The organism is Pantoea sp. EEL5 (assembly GCF_049892805.1).
GTDB lineage: Bacteria > Pseudomonadota > Gammaproteobacteria > Enterobacterales > Enterobacteriaceae > Pantoea > Pantoea ananatis.
The window spans coordinates 280,103-299,631 of the sequence record NZ_JBNDNJ010000004.1 but is presented as its reverse complement, the minus strand read 5'-3'; the positions used below and the strand labels follow the sequence as shown (position 1 = coordinate 299,631).

Genomic DNA, 19,529 nt, shown 5'->3' with positions numbered 1-19,529 from the left:
TTCCCGAGGTGGGAAAGGGCAAACGGCAGGGTTATGCCGCTGATTCATCACGCAGCGTATTGATATCAATAACAAAGCGGTATTTTACGTCGCTTTTCAGCATACGTTCGTAGGCGTCGTTAATCTGATTCATCGCAATCAGCTCGATATCTGAGGTAATGCCATGCTCGCCACAGAAATCCAGCATTTCCTGGGTTTCTGCAATGCCGCCAATCAGTGAACCGGCAATACTGCGGCGTTTAAAGATCAGATTGAAAACCTGTGGTGCCGGGTGGTCGTGCTCAGGTGCGCCAACCAGGGTCATATTCCCGTCGCGCTTCAGCAGGGTGATAAACGGGTTGAGGTCGTGCTGGGCGGCGACGGTATTCAGGATAAAATCAAAGCTGTTAGCATGCTGAGCCATCTGGTCGGCATCTTTTGAGATCACCACTTCGTCCGCGCCCAGGCGTTTACCGTCTTCGATTTTAGACGGAGAGGTGGTGAACAGCACAACATGCGCGCCCATAGCATGTGCAATTTTCACGCCCATATGACCCAGGCCGCCCAGACCGACGATGCCAACTTTTTTACCGGGGCCTACGTTCCAGTGGCGCAGCGGCGAATACGTCGTAATGCCGGCACACAGCAGCGGTGCCACGCCTGCCAGTTCAAGATTTGCAGGAATACGCAGTACAAAGTCTTCATCCACCACCATTGAGGTGGAGTAGCCGCCATAGGTAATGGCCCCTGTTAAGCGATCTTCACCGTTGTAGGTGCCGACAAAGCCATTTTCACAATACTGCTCCAGCCCTTCCTGACAGCTCGGACAGCTACGGCAGGAATCCACCAGACAGCCGACGCCGACCAAATCGCCCACTTTGTATTTTTGGGTCTCAGGGCCAACAGCGGTAACGCGACCGACAATCTCGTGTCCCGGTACCACTGGGAAAATTGTGTTTTTCCACTCATTGCGTGCCTGATGCAAGTCAGAGTGACAAACGCCACAGAACAGCACTTCAAGCTGTACGTCATGAGCACGAAGCTCACGCGGTTTGAAATCAAACGGTGCCAGTTTGGATTTTGCATCCTGAGCAGCATACGCATGGGTAATGTTCATGGTGTCTCCAGTTAAGGTGTGTCGTGATTTTTTGATCAACGCCGCAGCGTAAAGCGCGCAGCAAGAAGGTGACGCCAGGGGCGTACCAAAGAGGAACGGATTAAGGATAGTCAGGGGATTGAAAAGCGTATATGCCTATACGTGTCTGAATCTTGCCTGATCCTGCATTTCTCAGGGTAAACAGAACAGCGATCAAAAAAAGCCTGCCAGAGCCGTGCTGCTTGTCAGTCACGCCTCCGCTCAAAGGTGGCCTGAAAAACGGCTGTACCATTACTCAGCGCTACCGCCGATGGCGATGCGCCATTGGCCTTCTCTTGGTTTACGCCTGCCTGGCCGGAAGATCACAACATCAGTCCGTGAAAAATGGCCAACGATGTGAACGTCGCTGCCGGGGCGTTCAGTAAGGTCGTGTCGGAAACAGAGGATGAGGTCATCCCTGGCCATCCCCGGCGTTCTCAACGGCCGGGCACACGAGCAGGATAGTTTCACTGGTGTCTGTTATTGCGTTCGTTCATCTGGACGACTAAGGCTGCTTATCATCCCCGGAAAGGTTCTGTTGCCGTAAGCTGGAATGTTTTCGGACAGGCGATTGAAGAAGAGCCGGCAGGTCAAATCGCGTCAAAAAACATTACGTAAAGTATGGTTTTATGGTGGCGCCGGACAGACATGTAGATAGTCAGCGGAATCAGTCGCGATTTCCGGCGCGTCAGAGAACCTGAACGAGCTAATGGTGCGGGCATGCATAAAGTAAAAATAACGGTTTTATCGGTAGAGTTGAAGCCAACGCTAATTGAGCAGTATGGCTATCCGAAAATGGAGAAATGTCCTAAGCATCAAGAGGGCGAGAAATTTATTACTGACTTTCGCAAACCCAATGCCCTCTGTGAAGACGCCTGGGGTTGTATGGAAAAGTTCGTGTTTACTCTGGCTCATACCAGCGAGCCATTATTTTGGAATGACTGGTCCAGACAGGGCAAAGCGGTGGTGTGTTGCAATGACGGGTACCGGCCGGTGACATTTTTGCTCGAAACGCTGGATGAAGAGGCCAGGCCGTTTTAGCAATTAAAAGCCACTGTCATATCCCTGTGATATCAGGGGCATGGTCATACAGCGTCTCGTCTTGTGTCAGGGCTCGCCAGATGGGGGCTGCTTCTTACGCTTTGCCTGATGTGCTTGCCAGAGCCTGGCAGAAACGCCCGCCAACGCGCTTTGCTTGCCTGACGTAATGAAGGTATGAGTGCATTTAAAGAACGCCGCAACGTTATCCGTTGCGGCGTTCTGTTATTTTTCCAGCAAGGGCTTCAGGAAGCGCGCGGTATGCGATTTCTCGCAGTTCGCCACGGTTTCTGGCGTACCTGATACCAGAATTTCGCCGCCGCCGCTGCCGCCCTCTGGGCCCAGATCGACAATCCAGTCCGCCGTTTTAATCACGTCAAGATTGTGTTCAATCACCACAATCGTGTTGCCCTGATCGCGCAGCTGGTGCAGAACTTCCAGCAACTGCTGAATATCGGCAAAGTGTAACCCGGTGGTCGGTTCATCCAGGATATACAGCGTCTGGCCGGTACCGCGTTTCGACAATTCACGCGCCAGCTTCACACGCTGGGCTTCACCACCGGAGAGTGTCGTCGCCGACTGGCCCAGACGGATATAGGATAAACCTACGTCCATCAGCGTTTGCAGCTTACGCGCCAGCGCCGGAACGGCATCAAAGAACTCGCGGGCTTCTTCAATGGTCATTTCCAGCACTTCGTGAATGCTTTTGCCTTTGTATTTAATCTCCAGCGTTTCACGGTTATAGCGTTTGCCTTTGCACTGATCGCACGGCACATAGATATCCGGCAGAAAGTGCATCTCAACTTTAATGACGCCGTCACCCTGGCAGGCTTCACAGCGTCCGCCACGGACGTTAAAGCTGAAGCGGCCGGGATTGTAACCGCGAGAGCGGGACTCAGGGACACCGGCAAACAGCTCACGTACCGGCGTGAAAATACCGGTATAAGTGGCCGGGTTGGAGCGCGGCGTACGGCCGATAGGGCTTTGGTCGATATCGATAACTTTATCGAAGTGCTCCAGTCCAGCTACGTCGCGGTACGGTGCCGGTTCGGCAATCGTTGCGCCGTTCAGGGCGCGCTGCGCAATCGGGAACAGCGTATCATTGATGAGCGTCGATTTACCTGAACCGGATACGCCGGTAATACAGGTAAACAGGCCGACAGGCAGGGTTAAGGTGACATCCTTAAGGTTATTACCCCGCGCGCCGGTAATTTTCAACACCTTAGACGGATCGCCTTTCACCCGCTCAGCGGGCAAGGCGATTTCGCGTTTCCCACTGAGGAACTGACCGGTCAGGGAGGCCTCTTCAGCCATAATCTGATCGACGGTTCCTTCCGCGACAATCGTACCACCGTGCACTCCGGCGCCAGGGCCGATATCAATAACGTGGTCGGCGGCACGAATCGCATCCTCGTCATGCTCGACCACAATGACGGTGTTACCCAAATCGCGCAGGTGAATCAGCGTTCCAAGCAGGCGCTCGTTATCACGCTGATGCAGGCCAATGGAGGGTTCATCCAGCACGTACATAACGCCGACCAGGCCGGCACCGATCTGACTGGCCAGGCGAATACGCTGAGCTTCACCGCCGGAGAGCGTTTCAGCAGAGCGCGACATCGACAGATAATTCAGGCCGACGTTGACCAGAAAACTCAGGCGATCGCCAATCTCTTTCAGCACTTTCTCGGCGATTTTAGCCCGCTGGCCACTCAGTTTCAGGTTTTCAAAAAATGACATGGCGTGCCCAATACTCATCTCTGAAATAGTGGGCAACGTCGTGTTTTCAACATACACGTGGCGCGCTTCGCGGCGCAGACGTGTGCCTTCGCAGCTGGCGCAGGCCCGGTTGCTAATAAACTTCGCCAGCTCTTCGCGTACTGCGGAGGATTCCGTCTCTTTATAACGGCGCTCCATATTGTTCAGCACGCCTTCGAACGGATGGCGGCGAATCGAGGTATCACCCCGATCGTTAATATATTTAAACTCAATGTTCTCTTTGCCGGATCCATACAGGATTACGTTGCGAACGTTATCTGGCAGGCTGCTGAATGGCGCTTCAATATCAAACTTAAGGTGTTCAGACAGCGAGCGCAGCATCTGGAAATAGTAAAAATTACGACGATCCCAGCCGCGAATAGCGCCACCGGCCAGCGACAGCTCAGCATTTTGCACCACGCGATCGGGATCGAAATATTGTTGCACGCCCAGACCGTCACAGGTTGGGCAGGCCCCGGCAGGGTTATTGAACGAGAACAGGCGCGGTTCCAGCTCACTCATGCTGTATCCACAAATCGGACAGGCAAAGTTGGCCGAAAACAGCAGTTCTTCCGCATCAGCATCGTCCATATCAGCAACAATTGCCGTACCGCCAGAGAGTTCAAGCGCGGTTTCAAACGACTCGGCAAGGCGCGTCGCCAGATCTTCACGCACTTTGAAGCGATCGATAACGACTTCGATGGTGTGTTTTTTCTGCAGTTCCAGCTTGGGCGGATCGGAAAGATCGCACACCTCGCCGTCAATCCTGGCGCGGATATAGCCCTGCGTCGCCAGATTCTCCAGCGTTTTGGTGTGTTCGCCTTTACGATCTTTCACGACCGGCGCCAGCAGCATCAGGCGGCGGCCCTCGGGCTGCTCGAGCACCTGATCGACCATCTGGCTGACCGTCTGTGCCGCCAGCGGCACGTCGTGGTCCGGACAGCGCGGTTCACCCACGCGGGCAAACAGCAGACGCAAATAGTCGTGAATCTCCGTGATCGTCCCCACCGTGGATCGCGGGTTGTGCGAGGTGGACTTTTGCTCAATGGAGATCGCCGGTGACAGCCCCTCGATATGATCGACGTCCGGTTTCTCCATTAAAGAAAGAAACTGGCGCGCATAGGCAGAGAGCGACTCCACATAGCGGCGCTGACCTTCCGCATACAGCGTATCAAACGCCAGAGAGGACTTACCGGAACCTGACAGGCCCGTCACCACAATAAGTTTGTCGCGAGGAATCGTCAGGTTGATGTTTTTCAAATTATGGGTGCGGGCACCACGAACTTCGATCTTATCCATTCACCTTTCCCGGATTAGCAGCACTCACCGCGCCCTACGACACGGCCAGAAGAAACGCATCATTATGGCACAAAAAATAGACTGAACAAATATCCAGTAGTTTTTTGCCTTTTTAAGACGGATGATAAAAATGGAACACCGCTCTAAAGTGGGAAACCAGGCGCGGGACGTGTTAGAATTGATCGCGTAGACTTACGTAAAAATTCATCGGGAGACAGCAACATGGCCAGTCGTGGCGTTAACAAAGTGATTCTTGTCGGGAATCTGGGTCAGGATCCGGAAGTACGTTACATGCCAAATGGTGGCGCTGTCGCCAACATTACGCTGGCTACCTCGGAAAGCTGGCGCGATAAGCAGACCGGTGAAAACAAAGAAATCACCGAATGGCACCGTGTTGTGCTGTTTGGCAAGCTGGCGGAAGTGGCGGGTGAATACCTGCGTAAAGGCTCTCAGGTCTATATTGAAGGCCAGCTGCGTACCCGTAAATGGCAGGATCAGGGCGGCCAGGAACGTTACACCACCGAAGTCGTGGTTAACGTCGGCGGCACCATGCAAATGCTGGGTGGACGTCAGCAGGGCGGTAACGCGCCAGCAGCAGGCGGCGGCCAGGGCAACAACAACGGTTGGGGCCAGCCTCAGCAACCGCAGCAGGCGAACAACAACCAGTTTAGCGGTGGCGCGCAGTCTCGCCCGCAGCAGCAGCCAAGCGCACCTGCCAGCAACAACAATGAACCACCGATGGATTTCGACGACGACATTCCGTTCTGATTGCAACGTTGCGTCGCTTCTCTACTATATAAAAGCCCCTTACCGGGGCTTTTTGTTTTTCTGCCTTGTTTTTGCCGCGGTGACAGCCTGGCTTTTAGCTCAGGTCGTGCAGTGCCTTATCCAGCGGCGGGCTCAGTGAGATGTCCTCAAACGCAACGGCCAGGCCAGCGCGTTCTGGCGTGCAGCACATGACGCCAACGTTAACGCGGCCCGGCGGGAAGGGGCACAAACGCAGCAGCGGCCAGCATTGCCCGTCGGTTGAATACTGCAGTCTCAGGCTGTCGCCTTTGCGCGTCAGCCTCAACCAGAATGCGCGCGCATCGCCGGGAAAGATGCCCGTAGCCCAGTCAGACTGACCAAGCGTCAGGACGCTGCCGATAGCGGGCGCACCATCATTATATTCAATGCCCGCTTTCAACCAGTGCTGCGCATCGCGCATCAGCATCAGTCCGGCCTGATCGTACAGCGTCGTAAAGTCGGCACGAATCTTGACCTGGAAAGTAAAATCCTCCTGCACCGCCCTGGCGAAGATATGCCCGGAAAAGCGTTCAAATCCATACCAGGTTTGGTGCCAGAAATCCGTTTTTTCGTCGGTAACCACGTGCAGGATACCGTTCTGATGCTGCCACCTTGCGGGTTCATTGATCCAGGAAAAAGAGTCGAGCACGGCGCCTCCAGAATAAACCATTGATCACAGCCTTAGCGTTGAGGATAGTCGGCTAAGAAGACGTGTGCCGATCAAACGACGTTGAGCGGACAGGCCTCAGCGCCATTCGGCCAGCAGGGTGGCGGTATCGACAACGCGCGGCACGTTACCGGGCATGCTAAGGGCTGCCCAGACTTCATTATGCTGACCAATTAACTGCTCAGCGTTGGCATAGGTCCTGTCGGCAGTGGTGTGCGCGTCGGCGGCCACGGTGATGCGATACCCTAAGCCTGCTCCGACTTTGAGCGTGGTATCAACACAGTAGTCGGTGGCACAGCCACAAATTACGAAGTCAGTGATAGCTAAGGTGCTCAGCAGCGAAGCCAGGGTTGTCTGCCAGAAACTGTCGCAGGCGGTTTTGGTAACGTAATACGCATTCTGGGGCTGTTCAATTTCGGGTAGCAGTGCAAAAGCATGGCTGCCTTCAATCATGTTCCCTTCGCGATGCTGAATAAACAGTATAATGTCAGCCTGTCTGATCAGTCGGTTGATCTGCGCCACTCGCCCGGCGCGATCGAAACGCGGCGATTCAAACACGCCATTTTGCATATCAACGACCATGACTACGCGCTGCATAATTGCTCCCGGTGAGTGTGCCTGTGAAGCAGTGTTACCTAATCGACAGAGGATAACAATCTGCAGTTTGGGTGCGGTGCAGAAGACCTTGTTGCAGGAATAAGGAGAGGTGAGGTGGAGGGCATTCCAGCCGTATTTCCCGGTGAAAAAGATCGCGCACAGTTTAAGCAATCGCCAGACCTGCCAGGTGTGGAGCTTTATCAGGCGCACATCTCTCATTACGCCTTTGAGCCGCATACGCACGAAGCGTTTGGTATAGGCACCATTGAGGCGGGAGCACAACGTTTTCGCTATCGCGGTACGCAGTACATCGCGCCCGCGCATTCGCTGGTGATGATGAATCCCGATGAGCTGCATACCGGTGAATCGGCCTGCGAAGACGGCTGGCGCTATCAGATGATTTATATTCAGCCGCAGTTGATGGACGAACTCAGTGGCGATCGCGGCTGGTGGTTTGATGAGGCGCTCAGAACGGATGTGCGTCTGGCACAACCTTTATCGCAACTCCTCTCGGCGCTGTGGCAGGCCGATACGGCACTGGCACGCGACAGTTTATTATCTGAACTGCTGCTGTATATGCGCCCGCTGGCGCGAATGTCCTCACCGCGTAAAGCTGAAGCCCGACACCGTTTCGATGACGTGCGCGACTACCTGCGCGCCAATCTGGCTGAACCGCTCAGACTGGAGACGCTGGCCGCGTTAGCCTCGTTGTCGCCCTGGCACTTTTTACGGGCCTTCCGCGATCGTTTTCACGTTACGCCTCAGCAAATGTTAATGGCTTATCGACTGTATGAGGCCAAACAGAAGCTGGCTCAGGGTGAGGCCATTGCCAGCGTGGCTGCCGCCGTGGGCTTAACGGATCAGGCTCATCTGACGCGCGCGTTTGCCCGTCGTTATGGCATCACGCCGGGCCGCTATCAAAAACAGATAAACCCAAAACTACTCAGGCGTTTATGAGGCGACTACTGGCGCTGATTCGTGTGCGCTGAACAGTGGTCAGCTGGCCTGGCAATGGCCCGTCGTTATGGCATCACGTCGGGCCGCTATCAAAAACAGATAAACCCAAAACTACTCAGGCGTTTATGAGGCGACTGCTGGCGCTGATTTGTGTGCGCTGAACAGTGGGAAGTTGCCCTGCTACTGGGGCCTCAGCTGATGTGAATCATGCCACCTTTCCTGTAAGGGAACACAGCCAGCGCTTATCGCTGTTGTTGATGAGGCCTCCCTCCGTTTTTGCCATCCTCGCCGGGCCGTTGTGGACATTGGTCTGGACTCAATACGGGCAACCTGTATTCACATTTGTCGCTTTTTTTTTGCCTGGCTTCTGGCCTGTTCTGGACGATGCGATTTAAACCTCAGCCACGCGGTACTGCCATCAACATTCGATAAGCCTTGCCCCTGATAATTGATAATTACCCAGTGTGATATTCACGCTTTTTCGGATTATGCCTGACTCAGGCACGGCAAAATAACGCGGTAATCGCGCTTTTCTCACCCTGTAACTGGCCTTTATCTGTTATATGCGCCGCGCGCTCTGCAAAAAAATGTGATCCCTGTAGGGCGTTACCACGTGCTGCAGGGTGCATTTTGAACAAAAAACAGACAGTTTTGTCCGGGGCACGACCGTCATTCGCCCTAAAAAGAGGAGAATGTGAGCCTGATGTTTAGGCTGGCCGCCAAATTTTATGTGTAACCAGCACGCAGCGTTGCCGTTTGGTTAAGATAAATCCCTATAAAAAACCACCCTTTACTTCAGCAGTGTCTAATTAAATCGCTCGTTCATCCCGCTTCGCTTTTATTTAATGTTTAACGATGGGCATCAATAGTACAGGATATGTGCTATTGGCTGCTGAAAGTGATAAGTATCAATAAACTGTTTATCTGAGATTATTCTGGCCTGTTTTTATCTTTTTATGCTGACAACGATCGCGGCGAGATTGGAAAAAATTCCCAGGGTCAGAGGTGGCTAAAAAAAGCACTTTATAAACCGACTTAACATTACCCTTGCTGAACAAAGAGGCCAGTGGATATTCGATTCTTTTAGGGAGGCTAATGAAAAAAAGAGGGGCGCCAATCTCACCGAAATGAGATTTGGCGTATAAAAGTGGCGTAGATAGAGAGACTTTTGCTGTTGTGAATCAATTTTACCGCAAAAAAGGAAGCGTAACCGCAAATCCATTCATTAATTACGGACTGGGCGAAGCGCACCACCATAAATGTCCTGTTAAATGCTCTTCATCTCTTCTGGTAAGAACAAATCTCAGCGATGTCGCCATTATAAAGCCGTTGTCTCACTATTAGCGGTTATCTGAACCGGCAGGGTAATGATAAACGCTACGGCTAATATCCAGTAAACGGCAGCTGCGCCGGGTTCCTACATCAAAAGTGCTCTGTAAGAAGTTGACCGCCTGACGTTTTTCGTTGGTGGTGAAGAAATTCTTCAATACGCTCTGTAGCATTTCCTTATCCGCGTTCAGCGCTTGCAGTTCGCGTGTCAGAAACTGTACTTTTTCTTCCAGTTCTTTGATTTTTCTGCCTTCTTCCGAGGATAGCCCAGAGAACTTCTTCTTCCAGCTGTAGAAGGTTGCCTCAGAGATGCCCAGCTCTTCACAAATCTCTTTAACCTTAACGCCCGATTCAGAAGCTTTAATGGCATTTGTGATTTGATCTTCGCTATATCGTGACTTTCTCATAAATGCTCTTACCTTTCTTATCAATTAATGGATGAGAATTACTTTATTAACCTTTGGTACTGTATGATTTCATTGAGTGCCGTATTTAAATACGGACGTTAAATTGCGAGGGTTAAATTAAGATATTTAGAATAAATATCATCATGGGATAAATCTTATTTTATTCTTATCGGGATGTCGCGCCTTCCTGGTATGGGGTTTTTGATATAAATTCATCGCATCCCAAAGATAAAAATGACTGTAAATTTGATATTCAAAGCCGCCTGACCTGTTTTATTCAGGGAGGATGGTTTTTGGAAACATTATTGGTTTCAATTTGAAATCGTTTCCAGTAGAGGGTATTCGGTCCAGATATAATCAGAATTCTCCTGAATTCTCCCGATAAAATAAGACTGGATTCTCATTTTTGCGCCGGACTGGCGCGATGTTTATAATTTCGCTATGAAATTTAAGCGCTTATTAATTCGTCCCAGGGATGGGCACCGAAGTGGTAGATGTAGAGTAATACTAAGGAACAGTCGATGAAATTGAGCGTAATGTCTAATGCCGCCTGGATGATGTCTGAAAAGATTATCTCCGTCTTTGGCGTCATTTTCGTGACGTCATATGTGGCAAAATCCTTCGGTCCGACCCTATTTGGTCAGATGGCATTTTCAACGTCATTATTTGCTATGGTGCAAACCATAGCCCTCTTTGGCACTGAAACAATTTTGTTTAAACGTGTCAGCAAAAATGCGGCCAAAGGTTTACGTTTAATGCGCATCGCACGCACGTTGCGCATGGGTTTATTACTTCTCACCTCAGGGCCAGTATTAATTTGGGTTTGGTACAACATGCAGGAGAACTTCCTGGCATTTGCACTGGCCTCTTTTGTTGCGTCTGTTTTTGTCACACAGGACACCTTTAGCGTTTACAACAATGCACGATTGGCGTCAAAGCTGAATACCGTGGCGAATGCGATTGGCATGCTGATGAGTTTTGCCCTGAGCTTTATCATTGCCTGGCTGCGTCTCAATCCATTGTGGCTAACGCTTTCGGTTATCACGGTCACGCTGGTGCCTTACGCCATCAAACGTTACACCTTTTATCAGGCACATCAGGACCAGCTTCCGCCGCGCGAGACGCGAACGCTGTATTTGCGTTACCTGATGTATGCCGGATTGCCTCTGGCGATTTCCAGCATTTTTATCTCTGTCCAGGTAAAAGCCGCGCAGATGTTTTTGGCTGGCATCGCATCGGCCCAGGAGCTTGGCTTGTTTGCCGCAGCCAATACCATCGCCGCCTCGTGGATTTTTATTCCCGTCGCACTCATCACCTCGTGCTTTAGCGAAATTTTTCGCGCGCGCGGTGAGGAAGCGATCAGGCTGACGGCGCGGCTCAATGGCTACGTGATGGCCGTGTCTTTGCTGATGTTGCTGATCGTCGCACTGTTCGGTGAACAGATAATCATCGCGCTGTATGGCCCAGCGTTTACCCAGTCAGGCAATCTCATCACCCTGCTGTCGATAGCGACCAGCTTTTCGGCGCTGGGCACCGTCGCGTATCGCTACATGGTAAAGGAAGGGGGCTTTGATTATTTACTGAAGAAAATCATTTGTCTGGTGATCATCAGTATGCCGCTTTCCTGGTGGCTGATTCAGGGCTATGGCATTACAGGAGCCGCATGGAGCGTTTTTCTATCAGAGCTCCTGTCCCTGACCGTCATGAATTATTTCTTTAAACACGGCGTGATTCAAAAAATCCAGGTTTCCTCACTCAACTACAAAACCTACAAATGAGGTCAAATATGCTCAAGTTAAAACACGAGCTCAGAAGAAGTTTGCAATACTTCATCAAGAAGATGCCCTGGACTTATCAGGACCGGATTTATTATTTCCGTAAGTTCAGAAGGCTCCCCAACCTGCGTGAGCCCAAGGTGTTCAATGAAAAAGTGCTGTATCGCAAGTTCATTCATGGTGACTATCAGCTCTATGCCCGCCTGTCTGACAAGTTTTCGGTGCGTGAGTTTATTGCTGAGAAGATCGGCAATGAATATCTGATACCGCTGCTTCATGACACGACCGATCCCACCACGTTGAACAATCTGACGCGTTGGAAGGGAACGGTGATCAAACCGAATCATGCGTCAAACATGGTCGAGATCGTGCTGGAGGAACCTAACGCACTCCGGAAGCAGCAAATCATTCATAACTGCTACACGTGGTTAAAGACTGACTTCGCCAACGAAGCGCGTGAGATTCACTATCGCTATATCAAGCCACGTATTCTGGTTGAGCAATACATCGGTGATGGCAAAAGTGCCCCGGTTGACTACAAGTTCCATATGTTTAATAAGCGCGATGGCAACTTTGAGTATGTGCTTCAGGTCATTTACAACCGCTGTCAGCCTCAGCTCTCAATGAATTTTTATGTGAACAACCTGAGTGAGGCGTTCCATAAAATTCGCGATACCGGGCTGGACGTTTCGACGGTGATGCCATCGTTACAACAGGCCCTGGCGTTAAGCAAAACGCTGGCCAGCGACTTCGACTATGTCCGTGTTGACTGGTATATCCATGATGAACACATTTATTTTGGCGAGCTGACGTTCACGCCAGGCGCAGGCATGGTGACGGGTCTGGATCGCGGGCTGGATAAGATGATGGGTGAAATGTGGATTCAGGATCGTCGCGGAACGCAGAGGCCGGACGTAGAAATACAGGACGTTGCCATTCCTGTTATGTTGAAGAAAATTTGACGCTACACAGCAATATAAAAAACCCCGCTTTGCGGGGTTTTTTATGAGTTTATCAGGGCATTTGCCAGTTAGCGGGCGCTCGACTCATCACGTCGATAAAGACATCTTTAGAGACGCTAAAGAAATGGTGCACGTTTTCCATACTCAACGTGATGCCCATCAAGCCGGTCACGAACCAGCACGACATCCCAACGCCTACGCTGCCACAGAGAAACGCCATGACGTGATGACTGTCCTGGCGGAGACGGGTTTTTAGCGTGCTGGCAAAGAACATCATTATCGCGCTAAGCAATTCCCAGCGCATAACAAGAAAACTGGTGGTTAAAGTCGCCATCAATTTTGACCTCAAAATCGGAGATTACGCCTGACTGTCTGCGAACATCACGTCGGCGGAAAAGTCTGTCAGGTCGGGCTCTTTCGTCGGCAACAAGTGTCATAATGTGATGTGGGTCACACTATATCATCCGATTTCTGATTTTTGTACAAAATTTGTCTGATCTGGCAGCAGAAAAAGAGGGCGCTTACGACAAGGTTGGGGCACTAAATGCGGCGTGCGCCTGGGCAGGCGCACGGAGCGCGTCAGCTAACCGGACAGCATTCTCCCGTTGTCCGCTGGGTAAAGCTGGTCATCGTGTCGCAGCAGTCAAAGCGCATCAAACGCGGACGCTGGATGGCCTGGCGGCGCATCGCGTGGCGATAAGCCGTGGGCGTTTGTGAAAACTGGCGACGAAAAACGCGTGAGAATGTCTGTTGCGAGTCATAGCCATATTGCATCGCAATATCAAACACCGGCCGCTGCGTTTGTCGCAGCGCTTCAGCGGCCAGCGTCAGGCGGCGTTCGCGAATATAGCCACCCAACGTCTGTTTCGTCACGCTACGGAACATACGTTGCAGATGCCATTTCGAATAGCCTGATTTGGCGGCGACTTCGTCAATTGACAGGCTCTTATCCAGGTTTTGGTCAATCCAGTGCGTCAGTGAATGAATGATCTCTTCTTGTATCATGGCCTCATCCTTCTGGTGAATTTCCCCTTAGCGTTCATGCGGAATTGACAGGCTTTCGGCGATAAAACCGGGTCCGCTCGCTGGCGCATGACATCATAAGGGAAGGTGTCGTTCTGATGGGAAAAGAGTATAATTCCTCAAGTTAACTTGAGGTAAAGTGCCAAATGAAAAAAGATCGCAATTACCCAAAACCCGTGCTGACACCGGGCGAAGTGGCGCGCCGAAGCGGCGTCGCCGTTTCTGCACTGCACTTTTATGAAAGCAAAGGGCTGATTTTCAGCACCCGTAATAGCGGAAACCAGCGGCGTTACAGCCGTGATGTGCTGCGACGGGTGGCCATTATTAAAATTGCACAGCGCATTGGTATTCCGCTCGCCAGCGTCAGTGACAGCCTTGAGAACATGCCGGCAGATAAGCGGATGTCTGCTCAGGAATGGGGCAATCTGACGCAGCACTGGCGCGACGAACTGGATAAGCGCATCGAAACGCTGACGCGCCTGCGTAACGATCTGGATGGCTGCATTGGCTGTGGGTGTTTATCAATGCGTGACTGCCCACTGCGCAACCCTGGAGACCTGCTGGGCCAGCAGGGCTCTGGCGCGGTACTGCTCGATCCTGAGCAGGATGGTTCCCTGCATAAGACAAGGTGACGTCTATACTTGCAGCATATTCACTCACAGGGAACCATGATGATCACCGTTCACCATCTTGAACAATCGCGCTCTCACCGGGTGCTGTGGATGCTGGAAGAGCTGGAAGTGCCTTACCAGGTCAAGCGCTACCAGCGCGAACCCACGATGCTGGCGCCGGACGCTTTAAAAAAAGTGCATCCGTTAGGGAAGTCGCCCGTGATCACCGATGGCAATCGCGTGGTGGCCGAGTCCGGTGCCATCCTTGAGTATCTGGAAGAAAGATACGACAGCGAAAAACGGCTGCAGCTCACTGATGAAGAGGCGCAGCTACAGGCGCGTTACTGGCTGCACTATGCGGAAGGTTCACTGATGCCGCTGCTGGTGATGAAGCTGGTTTTTGGCCGCCTTGGCAGCGCGCCGGTACCCTGGTTGCTTCGCCCCGTGGGCGCGGCGCTGGGTAAAGGCGTTCAGAAAGCCTGGCTGGATAAACAACTCAAATTGCACAAGCAGGTCATTGAAGCTCACCTTTCAACACAGCCGTGGTTCGCGGGTCAGCGCTTCAGCATTGCGGATGTGCAGATGAGTTTCCCTATTCTGGCGCTGAGCCAGCGCGCCGGACTGAAAGATGCCCCCGCTACGCAAAAATGGTTAACGACCGTGCAACAGCGCGCGGCCTGGCAGCGCGCTATTCAACAAGGCGGTGAGATTAATCTTTCTGGCTGATGCACGTTGCCCGATGACGCCGCCCGGCGTCATTCTTGCCTGCCTTCTCGTTTTTGACGCCTTATCCTGACGGACAGAATGTTAAATGATGGTATCAAGAGCATTCCTGATGTTATCAACCTGATCTTTATAGTCACCAATCCTCACTCAGCGGTTGAAAAACGGCGGTTAAACGCCGGATAATCTGCCCCCTTTAAACGGGGCAGCGTGACGTCCCGTTCTGTGCGGCGAAGTAAACGTTTGCCTTTTGCCGGCTGCCCGCTGGCGATGACAGGTTTCCAGGGACGTCAGGGCCGTTACCGCACGATCCCACTACAACAATTTTTGAGGCTCAACTATGTCAATTGAATCACGCCCGTCCGGTGGAAAGCTGGATGCCTGGTTCGCCATCTCGGCCCGTGGCAGCAGCGTGCGACAGGAAATTGTCGCCGGGCTGACTACGTTCCTCGCCATGGTTTATTCAGTGATCGTGGTGCCCGGCATGCTCAGTAAGGCGGGATTTTCACCCACGGCGGTGTTCGTTGCGACCTGTCTGGTGGCGAGCGTGGGATCGATCATCATGGGGCTGTGGGCGAATTTACCCATGGCAATTGGCTGTGCTATCTCACTGACGGCGTTTACCGCTTTCAGCCTTGTGCTGGGTCAGCACATTAGCGTACCCGTGGCGCTGGGTGCCGTGTTCCTGATGGGCCTGCTCTTTACCCTGATTTCCACCACCGGGATTCGTGCCTGGATCTTACGCAATCTGCCAATGGGGGTTGCGCACGGAACGGGCGTCGGCATTGGTCTGTTTTTGCTGCTGATTGCGGCAGACAACGTGGGACTGGTCGTCAGAAATCCGGCCTCAGGGTTACCCGTTGCCTTGGGCCAGTTTACGTCGTTCCCCGTCATGATGTCATTGCTGGGGCTGGCCGCCATTTTTGGCCTGGAAAAACGCCGCGTGCCTGGCGGTATTTTACTGACCGTTATCGCGATTTCTGCTCTGGGGCTGGTGTTCGACCCGGCCGTGCGCTGGCAGGGACTGTTTGCCCTGCCCAGCCTGCGTGATGCGCAGGGTGAGTCACAGCTCTTTAGCCTGGACATCATGGGCGCCTTGCAGCCTGCGGTGCTGCCCAGCGTGCTGGCGCTAGTGATGACGGCGGTCTTTGATGCCACCGGCACGATCCGCGCGGTTGCGGGCCAGGCCAATCTGCTGGATAAAGACGGGCAGATCATCAACGGTGGTCGGGCGCTGACCACGGATTCCGTCAGTAGCCTGTTTGCTGGCCTTGTCGGTGCTTCGCCAGCGGCAGTCTACATTGAGTCTGCCGCCGGTACGGCGGCGGGCGGTAAAACCGGCCTGACGGCGATCGTGGTGGGTCTCCTGTTCCTGGTCATTCTGTTCATGTCGCCGATCGCATACCTGGTGCCGGCTTACGCCACCGCGCCAGCGTTGATGTATGTCGGCCTGTTGATGCTGAGCAACGTGGCCAAGATCGATTTCGGTGACTTCGTTGATGCCATGTCCGGCCTGCTCACGGCGGTGATTATCGTTCTGACCTGTAACATCGTTACCGGCATTATGATGGGGTTCGCCACTCTGGTGGTTGGCCGTCTGTTTGCGGGCGAGTGGCGTAAGCTCAACGTGGGCACTGTCGTGATTGCCGCCGCGTTAGTCGCCTTTTATGCCGGAGGCTGGGCGATCTGACTGTCAAACCGGACGTTCAGCGGAGCGTCCGGAATTATCCGCTTTTTGGTCTTTTAAGCACGGCTTGCTTTTCCTGCCCTGGCCAGTTTGTTTTACACTTTTAACTTATAGTTGATTCGAAGATAACAACCGCCTAAGGAAAGCATGGAAATCTTTTTTACTATTTTAATTATGACACTAGTGGTGTCGCTCTCCGGGGTCGCCGCACGTATCTTGCCTTTTCAAATCCCGCTACCGCTGGTGCAGATCGCCGTCGGTGCTCTACTGGCCTGGCCTAACTTCGGCCTGCATGTGGATTTTGATCCGGAACTGTTCCTCGTCTTATTTATTCCGCCGCTGTTATTTGCTGACGGCTGGAAAACGCCGGTTAGCGAGTTTCTGCATTACGGGCGGGAAATTCTTGGCCTGGCGCTGGTGCTGGTGCTGATTACCGTCGTCGGAATTGGCTATCTGATTTACTGGACGGTTCCCGGTATTCCTCTTATCCCTGCTTTCGCCCTGGCGGCAGTGTTATCACCTACCGATGCCGTGGCGCTTTCAGGCATTGTCGGCGAAGGCCGCATTCCTAAGAAAATTATGGGAATACTTCAGGGCGAAGCCTTGATGAACGATGCCTCTGGCCTGGTTTCACTGAAATTTGCCGTCGCGGTGGCGATGGGCACCATGGTGTTTAGTTGGGGCGGTGCCAGCGTCGAATTCCTGAAAGTGGCGGTCGGCGGCTTAATTGCCGGTGTTGCGGTCTGCTGGCTCTACGGTAAGTCACTGCGTGTCCTGAACCGCTGGAGCGGTGGGGACGATGCTGCCACACAGATCGTCCTGCTGCTGCTGCTGCCGTTTGCCTCTTATCTGATTGCAGAACACCTGGGCGTTTCCGGCATTTTAGCCGCCGTCGCGGCCGGGATGACCATCACGCGCTCCGGTATTATCCGTCAGGCCCCGCTGACCATGCGACTGCGCGCCAATAGCGTCTGGCACATGCTGGAGTTTGTGTTTAACGGCATGGTGTTCCTGATGCTGGGCCTGCAATTGCCCTCTATCCTGGAAAATTCCATTCAACAGGCGAACGCGGATCCCAACGTGGATATCTGGATGATCTTTGCAGATATCGCATTGGTCTATGCGGCGTTAATGGTGGTGCGTTTCGGCTGGCTGTGGATCATGCAGCGTTTCAGCAAGCGCCTGTTAAAAAACAAGCCGTTAGTTTTCTCTAGCTATTCTTTGCGCGAACTGCTGATTGCCTCTTTTGCGGGCGTGCGCGGGGCCATCACCCTGGCGGGTGTCCTGTCGATTCCCCTGTTCCTGAGCAACGGCAATCCTTTCCCGGCGCGCTATGAGCTGGTGTTTATCGCAACCGGCGTGATTCTGTTCTCGTTACTGGTTGGCGTCATTGTTCTGCCGGTGCTGCTGCGCGGCGTCGAGACGATGGATAAGAGTGCCCATCGGCACGAACTTCAGCATGCAAGAGCGGTGATGGCCGGTGTGGCTATCGAGAGTCTGCAAAAGATGGAGGCACGGCTCGAAAAGGAAACCGACGAAAATATCGATCCTGAGCTGCTGAAAGAGGTCAGCCTGCGTGTCATCGGCAACCTGCGTCGCCGTGCGGAGGGGAAAAACGACCTTGAGCACGCGCTGTTTGCCGAGAACCTGGAACGTCGCTTCCGTTTGAACGCACTGCGTGCCGAACGTGCCGAAGTGTATCACCTGCGTGCCACCCAGCAGATATCCAACGAAACGATGCAAAAATTGTTGCACGATCTGGACCTGCTGGAAGCGCTTCTGATCGAGAAAGAAGAGTAAACTCCCTGTTGCGCCGCGCCCGCCCGGTCACCTGCGTTCTGCGACGGCCGGGCGGGCTGCTGCACTAGACGGAGAGGCGCGGCGCCTGATCGGGCCAGTGTTCGCGGCAACACGCAATCCACGCCTGCGCGCTGCGTGACAGATAGCTGCCTTCCCGCCAGATCAGCCCCAGATGCCACTGAAGCTCGGATTCCAGCGGCAGCCACAGTAACGACTGTTTATCTAACCGCTGGCATATCGGCTCCGGCAAAATTGCCAGCCCCATCCCGGCCTGCACCATGGCGGCCAGAAAATCCCACTGCCCGCTACGCACGGCAATGGTAGGGGTTATCTCCTGACGCTGAAAAGCTTTCATTAACTGGCGGTTCAGCGAAAACTCTTCATTAAAGATCAGCAAAGGATGCGGAGCCAAATCGCGCAGGCTGAGCTGGGTGCGTTGCAGCCAGGGTTCCTGACGGGGCAGTAAGACACATAACGGATGCTGCATCAGCGATAAGGTTTCGAGGGGCAACTCGGCATCAACCGGGAGCGCCGTCAGGGCAATATCCAGCGTGCCTGCCAGCACCGCCTCCTGAACCGTTAAGCCGCCAAACTCAGCAATGCTGAGTTCCACGCCCGGATACCGGCGACGAAACGCCGAAACCGATCCGGCGATCTGCATGCCGACCATTGGGGGAATACCGAGCCGCAGCTTGCCGGTTTTCAACTGATTGATATCGCCTATCTCTGCCTCAAGCTGATGGAACTCCTGCAAAATAGCCAGTCCGCGTTGATAAACGGCTTGTCCGCTGTCCGTGAGATGCAGGCGACGTCCATCGCGAAGCAGTAGCGCGCAGTCCAGCTCCTCTTCCAGCTGACGCACCATTTTGCTGATCGTCGGCTGCGTCACAAACAGCTTTTGCGCGGCCCGGGTAAAACTCTGCTGACGTACCACTTCGGTAAAGTAACGCAACGCACGAACGTCCATAACTATTCCTTTCTGGCATGATTTTAATAATT

Annotated in this window: 17 protein-coding genes; 9 read left to right on the top strand and 8 right to left on the bottom strand. The window is 53.1% G+C overall.

Translation table 11 applies throughout. The annotated features are described in order from the left end of the window. Positions 1-31: 31 nt before the first annotated feature. Complete coding sequence (locus tag ACPXSQ_RS17165; RefSeq protein WP_014595065.1) at positions 32-1,096, bottom strand: NAD(P)-dependent alcohol dehydrogenase; 1,065 nt, start codon at positions 1,094-1,096, stop codon at positions 32-34. A 738-nt stretch (positions 1,097-1,834) separates the two neighbouring features. On the opposite strand from ACPXSQ_RS17165, the gene ACPXSQ_RS17160 reads away from it, so the two are divergent. Then, the gene (locus ACPXSQ_RS17160; RefSeq protein WP_071887034.1) at positions 1,835-2,155 is read left to right on the top strand and encodes a TIGR04076 family protein; all 321 of its coding nucleotides are present in this window, start codon (positions 1,835-1,837) and stop codon (positions 2,153-2,155) included. A 222-nt stretch (positions 2,156-2,377) separates the two neighbouring features. Here ACPXSQ_RS17160 and uvrA read toward each other — a convergent pair whose 3' ends face one another. Beyond that, positions 2,378-5,206 (bottom strand): excinuclease ABC subunit UvrA, encoded by a 2,829-nt coding sequence (uvrA, locus tag ACPXSQ_RS17155; protein ID WP_128392441.1) that lies wholly within the window; start codon positions 5,204-5,206, stop codon positions 2,378-2,380. A gap of 222 nt (positions 5,207-5,428) precedes the next feature. On the opposite strand from uvrA, the gene ssb1 reads away from it, so the two are divergent. After that, a complete protein-coding gene (ssb1, locus tag ACPXSQ_RS17150) occupies positions 5,429-5,974 on the top strand; it encodes a single-stranded DNA-binding protein SSB1 (protein ID WP_013024173.1) in 546 nt (181 codons plus the stop codon). 94 nt (positions 5,975-6,068) lie between these two features. On the opposite strand, the gene ACPXSQ_RS17145 is transcribed toward ssb1, so the two are convergent. After that, on the bottom strand, positions 6,069-6,662 hold the full coding sequence (locus ACPXSQ_RS17145) for a DUF1349 domain-containing protein (protein ID WP_014606936.1): 594 nt from the start codon (positions 6,660-6,662) through the stop codon (positions 6,069-6,071). Between the two features lie 75 nt (positions 6,663-6,737). Beyond that, the gene (locus ACPXSQ_RS17140) at positions 6,738-7,256 is read right to left on the bottom strand and encodes an isochorismatase family protein (protein ID WP_426144169.1); all 519 of its coding nucleotides are present in this window, start codon (positions 7,254-7,256) and stop codon (positions 6,738-6,740) included. 114 nt (positions 7,257-7,370) lie between these two features. On the opposite strand from ACPXSQ_RS17140, the gene ACPXSQ_RS17135 reads away from it, so the two are divergent. After that, entirely contained in the window at positions 7,371-8,213 is an 843-nt protein-coding gene (locus tag ACPXSQ_RS17135) for an AraC family transcriptional regulator (protein WP_014606934.1), read from the top strand. A 1,340-nt stretch (positions 8,214-9,553) separates the two neighbouring features. On the opposite strand, the gene ACPXSQ_RS17130 is transcribed toward ACPXSQ_RS17135, so the two are convergent. After that, complete coding sequence (locus ACPXSQ_RS17130) at positions 9,554-9,949, bottom strand: transposase (RefSeq protein ID WP_014606933.1); 396 nt, start codon at positions 9,947-9,949, stop codon at positions 9,554-9,556. A 521-nt stretch (positions 9,950-10,470) separates the two neighbouring features. Between ACPXSQ_RS17130 and ACPXSQ_RS17125 the strand changes: the two genes are divergently transcribed. After that, entirely contained in the window at positions 10,471-11,727 is a 1,257-nt protein-coding gene (locus ACPXSQ_RS17125; RefSeq protein ID WP_013024178.1) for a polysaccharide biosynthesis C-terminal domain-containing protein, read from the top strand. Positions 11,728-11,735: 8 nt separating this feature from the next. Continuing rightward, the gene (locus tag ACPXSQ_RS17120) at positions 11,736-12,686 is read left to right on the top strand and encodes an ATP-grasp fold amidoligase family protein (RefSeq protein WP_022622123.1); all 951 of its coding nucleotides are present in this window, start codon (positions 11,736-11,738) and stop codon (positions 12,684-12,686) included. Positions 12,687-12,738: 52 nt separating this feature from the next. Here ACPXSQ_RS17120 and ACPXSQ_RS17115 read toward each other — a convergent pair whose 3' ends face one another. Further along, positions 12,739-13,020 carry a YjcB family protein gene (locus ACPXSQ_RS17115; RefSeq protein ID WP_014606931.1) on the bottom strand — a complete coding sequence of 94 codons (282 nt, stop codon included), beginning with the start codon at positions 13,018-13,020 and terminating at the stop codon, positions 12,739-12,741. 245 nt (positions 13,021-13,265) lie between these two features. Then, the gene (gene soxS / locus ACPXSQ_RS17110; protein ID WP_282844796.1) at positions 13,266-13,691 is read right to left on the bottom strand and encodes a superoxide response transcriptional regulator SoxS; all 426 of its coding nucleotides are present in this window, start codon (positions 13,689-13,691) and stop codon (positions 13,266-13,268) included. A gap of 164 nt (positions 13,692-13,855) precedes the next feature. Here soxS and soxR point away from each other — a divergent pair, with 164 nt between their 5' ends. The 4 genes from soxR (at position 13,856) to ACPXSQ_RS17090 (ending at position 18,530) form a co-directional block, all read left to right on the top strand. Next, on the top strand, positions 13,856-14,341 hold the full coding sequence (gene soxR, locus ACPXSQ_RS17105; protein WP_013024182.1) for a redox-sensitive transcriptional activator SoxR: 486 nt from the start codon (positions 13,856-13,858) through the stop codon (positions 14,339-14,341). Between the two features lie 39 nt (positions 14,342-14,380). After that, positions 14,381-15,046 (top strand): glutathione S-transferase family protein, encoded by a 666-nt coding sequence (locus ACPXSQ_RS17100; protein ID WP_026020990.1) that lies wholly within the window; start codon positions 14,381-14,383, stop codon positions 15,044-15,046. A 337-nt stretch (positions 15,047-15,383) separates the two neighbouring features. Next, a complete protein-coding gene (locus ACPXSQ_RS17095; RefSeq protein ID WP_013024184.1) occupies positions 15,384-16,733 on the top strand; it encodes an NCS2 family permease in 1,350 nt (449 codons plus the stop codon). Between the two features lie 144 nt (positions 16,734-16,877). Next, positions 16,878-18,530, top strand: coding sequence for a Na+/H+ antiporter (locus tag ACPXSQ_RS17090; RefSeq protein ID WP_013024185.1), 1,653 nt, complete (start codon positions 16,878-16,880; stop codon positions 18,528-18,530). Between the two features lie 64 nt (positions 18,531-18,594). On the opposite strand, the gene ACPXSQ_RS17085 is transcribed toward ACPXSQ_RS17090, so the two are convergent. Further along, entirely contained in the window at positions 18,595-19,497 is a 903-nt protein-coding gene (locus ACPXSQ_RS17085; RefSeq protein WP_013024186.1) for a LysR family transcriptional regulator, read from the bottom strand. Positions 19,498-19,529: the final 32 nt, after the last annotated feature.

Coding starts and splice junctions, on each gene's coding strand:
- ACPXSQ_RS17145 (WP_014606936.1), bottom strand. CDS start 6,662: ATGGTTTATTCTGGAGGCGCCGTGCTCGACTCTTTTTCCTGGATCAAT.
- uvrA (WP_128392441.1), bottom strand. CDS start 5,206: ATGGATAAGATCGAAGTTCGTGGTGCCCGCACCCATAATTTGAAAAAC.
- ACPXSQ_RS17165 (WP_014595065.1), bottom strand. CDS start 1,096: ATGAACATTACCCATGCGTATGCTGCTCAGGATGCAAAATCCAAACTG.
- ACPXSQ_RS17120 (WP_022622123.1), top strand. CDS start 11,736: ATGCTCAAGTTAAAACACGAGCTCAGAAGAAGTTTGCAATACTTCATC.
- ssb1 (WP_013024173.1), top strand. CDS start 5,429: ATGGCCAGTCGTGGCGTTAACAAAGTGATTCTTGTCGGGAATCTGGGT.
- ACPXSQ_RS17130 (WP_014606933.1), bottom strand. CDS start 9,949: ATGAGAAAGTCACGATATAGCGAAGATCAAATCACAAATGCCATTAAA.
- ACPXSQ_RS17090 (WP_013024185.1), top strand. CDS start 16,878: ATGGAAATCTTTTTTACTATTTTAATTATGACACTAGTGGTGTCGCTC.
- ACPXSQ_RS17085 (WP_013024186.1), bottom strand. CDS start 19,497: ATGGACGTTCGTGCGTTGCGTTACTTTACCGAAGTGGTACGTCAGCAG.
- ACPXSQ_RS17115 (WP_014606931.1), bottom strand. CDS start 13,020: ATGGCGACTTTAACCACCAGTTTTCTTGTTATGCGCTGGGAATTGCTT.
- ACPXSQ_RS17140 (WP_426144169.1), bottom strand. CDS start 7,256: ATGCAGCGCGTAGTCATGGTCGTTGATATGCAAAATGGCGTGTTTGAA.
- soxR (WP_013024182.1), top strand. CDS start 13,856: ATGAAAAAAGATCGCAATTACCCAAAACCCGTGCTGACACCGGGCGAA.
- ACPXSQ_RS17125 (WP_013024178.1), top strand. CDS start 10,471: ATGAAATTGAGCGTAATGTCTAATGCCGCCTGGATGATGTCTGAAAAG.
- soxS (WP_282844796.1), bottom strand. CDS start 13,691: ATGATACAAGAAGAGATCATTCATTCACTGACGCACTGGATTGACCAA.
- ACPXSQ_RS17100 (WP_026020990.1), top strand. CDS start 14,381: ATGATCACCGTTCACCATCTTGAACAATCGCGCTCTCACCGGGTGCTG.
- ACPXSQ_RS17160 (WP_071887034.1), top strand. CDS start 1,835: ATGCATAAAGTAAAAATAACGGTTTTATCGGTAGAGTTGAAGCCAACG.
- ACPXSQ_RS17095 (WP_013024184.1), top strand. CDS start 15,384: ATGTCAATTGAATCACGCCCGTCCGGTGGAAAGCTGGATGCCTGGTTC.